The following is a 3092-nucleotide window of genomic DNA, read 5'->3' on the forward strand; positions in this document are numbered from 1 at the left end:
CAACTATAATTGTTTAGTAATACTAAATAAATGACTACAATTTTGTAGTTGTTTTTATAAGGTAGAACCAGAGAATTTCTCTCTCTTCGTTCCGCTGCCTACTATGACACGTTCAGTTTTTAAAATAAATTCACTTGCACTTTGAAGAGCCTAGTGCTGGCTTTGTGTTTTTTAAAACCGCTGCCACTTCTAAGAAGTAATATCTATCGCAAATTTATTTATAAAGTGTCCATCTCTATATTTATTGTCGTTCGATGTTGACCTCGCACTTATCACGACTATCGCTTGTTAAAACGTCTATTATTTCCGGACTGATTACCGCTGGGCTAGACCGCCTAATGTGGAATAAAAACACTTAGTTATTTAAAATAACCGTCCCACACTGCATTAAGTTGTTTTATAAAATCAAATTTTAAAAGAACCAGTTTTATCATCAAAGATAATTTTTGAATTTTCTAGTTTTTGATAAAACTGCTTTTTTTTCAATTTTTAGTTTTATTTAATAATTTTTTATGTTTTTCACATGTTCATAAAACTTTATTTGATAAAAAATCTTGGGTAATGAATGATATTGCTTTATAGCAATCATTGACATCACATATTTTTTGTTGCTTATTAATTTTCATTACTCATTCCTTTCTTTGATATTATTTTTTTATTTATTAGCAAATTAATTAACTGAAACAGAGAAAGGACAACACCTTAAATTAGGAGAAAAACAGGTACACTTTGTAAAGATTTCTAAGATATTTAATAAATGTGTAAACAACTTAAAGAGGGTATCAAAAAGTTGTAATAAAAAGTTTCTATTTTAAGAATTTAAGATGCTGTCCTTTCTCTGAATCAATAAATTAATTCGCAATTATTGTTTTATAAATAAAAAAACAACTCTTTTATTTAACAAGAGTTGTTTTTTGGAGCTTCATCGTACACGATGCCTTTTAATAATTCTTTAACTGATAATGAAGAATTTAAAAACGTCTTATTAAAATCTTATGATATTAATGATGATATTGATGTCATTAAAACACACTTACAAAGTGTTTACGATGAATTAATTAAAGTACAAACTGTTAATATTGGTGGCGTACCAAAAGTAGAAAACAAAGAAACCAATATTTTAGATACAGACAATGTATTTAATAAATAGAAAGAAGGAAATAAATTATGGCACAAAACCCACAAAGAATATTTGGTGATATTGTTAACCAAGCAACAAAAAATGATCGTGAAACATTTGAACAATGATATTTACAAACTTATCAACAAAAATTTAGTTGAGAGGCATTATTTGCATGAAAAGAAGCCAATAAATTTGGTTTAACATATAAAAGAAAGAAAAATATTCAATATAATAAAGGTTTAGGAAAATATGAACAAGTATTTAATACTGACGATAGTCTTTTAAACTACACTGAAGTAAAATTTGAAGATGGAACAGTTGAATTAGATACCATTTTAACTTTTGCTCGTAAACTAGACCCAGTAGAAAGTGATTTTAATCCCAATCTTTGAGCTGCAGATATTGAACAAGCAATGGATACTGAAGTTGCTTATAAACGCAATAAAATTTTAGAAATTATTAATAAAGAAAAAGTTACAACTATTCAAGGGCAAAAAGCAGATGATACAAATGCTTTACAAATTCATGATGAAATTATGGATAAAATATATGAAAATGGCTTTACCCCGTCAGAAACAGTTGTCTTGGGTTCGGCTGATTTTATTCGTGGCATTCGTAATAAATTACAGTTACAACTTGGAGCAAACGACCAAATAAATAGTGTAATAACAACAAATGGAGCAATGAAAACTGTTGAAGGAACAACATACTATATGGTTCCTAAAAAATTACCAATTATTAATAAAGATGGTTCGGAAGGAACAATTAGTTTATTACCCAATGGCGTTAATGCAATTGCCTTTAAGTTTAGCAAGAAATACGACCCTCTTATTTTACGCAAAAAAGACCACACCCCATTAAGGGTTGGCGCTGCTGCATTAGGTACTGGTATGGGTAATACTTTGATTATGGAAAGGGTTTTATATTTAGGTGGAGCAGTAGTTGAAGCTAAGGGAATTATTAAACATATTGTTGCAAAAATTGATATTAGTAAAATTAATAAATTAGACAAACCAACTATTCATGTTACAGATCCAACACAAACAACATCCGAACAATTAAAACCACAATTTAAAGATATTGTTTTAAAAGCAGTTAAAACAGTAGATAGTTCTTTAACTGAAAATGATTTTGATTACTTTATTGAAAACAAAGGTGAAGATTGACCGATTGATATTACAAACAATAAAACTGTTGCTGTTCAAATTGAAGGAAAAAACAGCGCTACTGGTCAAACAAATCCGATTGATGTTGTAATTAAAAACACTTAAGTACTAAAAAATAGTACTTTTTCATTTTATAAAATATGCCAATTGGAACATCTAAAACAGCCCTTATTTATGCTGTTAAAAAAATTCCAACTAGATTGTCAATCCAACAACAAGAAAAAAGTTTTGGTTTACAATTATTAGAATTTTTAGGAATTCAAGTTTTAGCCCTTGGTTTATCAGTTTTAACTGGTGGTATAGCATCTGCTGTTGGTTTAGGCGCTGGTTTATCTAATTTTGCCGCAGCATTTATCTCATTTGGAGTAGAAACAGCAACTGATTTTGCCGTAAATCAAATATACGATAAATTAACATCAGAAGTGACAGCAAAAAGTACTGCCTTAAATTTGTTACCAGCAATTGGTGGTATTGGTAAATTAACGCGCGCTTCTCGCACAACTATAATTTTAAAATTAGCAAAAGAAACTAAATTACTTGAAAAATTATGTGTAATAACTGCTAATAACTTAGAAGATATTGTAAAACAAGTTACAGGTAAAAAGGTTTTATCTGATAAATTAATATTTGATTTTACAAAGCAGGCTAATAACGAAACTTTATTATATACAATTGGAAAATTAGCCCAAAATGATTTTTATAAAGGTTTTAAAGTTTCTAATTTAGAAACAATTAATAATTTATTAAAAATTGAGAAAAATATTCAAAAAATAAGTCCTAAATTAGTTCAAAAAATACCACGC

At 28.3% G+C, this 3092-nt stretch carries 3 protein-coding genes; all 3 read left to right on the forward strand.

The features are described from left to right. Positions 1 to 907 precede the first annotated feature (907 nt). A complete protein-coding gene (locus D9R21_RS05445) occupies positions 908 to 1150 on the forward strand; it encodes a hypothetical protein (protein WP_158613921.1) in 243 nt (80 codons plus the stop codon). A 17-nt stretch (positions 1151 to 1167) separates the two neighbouring features. Next, a complete protein-coding gene (locus tag D9R21_RS05450; protein WP_126821411.1) occupies positions 1168 to 2394 on the forward strand; it encodes a hypothetical protein in 1227 nt (408 codons plus the stop codon). A 35-nt stretch (positions 2395 to 2429) separates the two neighbouring features. After that, positions 2430 to 3092, forward strand: a 663-nt coding sequence (locus D9R21_RS05455) for a hypothetical protein (RefSeq protein ID WP_148108841.1), incomplete at its 3' end; no start/stop codon positions are given.

Origin of the sequence: Spiroplasma endosymbiont of Megaselia nigra (assembly GCF_003987485.1) — a bacterium.
In the GTDB taxonomy this organism is placed as follows: Bacteria; Bacillota_I; Bacilli_A; order Mycoplasmatales; family Mycoplasmataceae; genus Spiroplasma.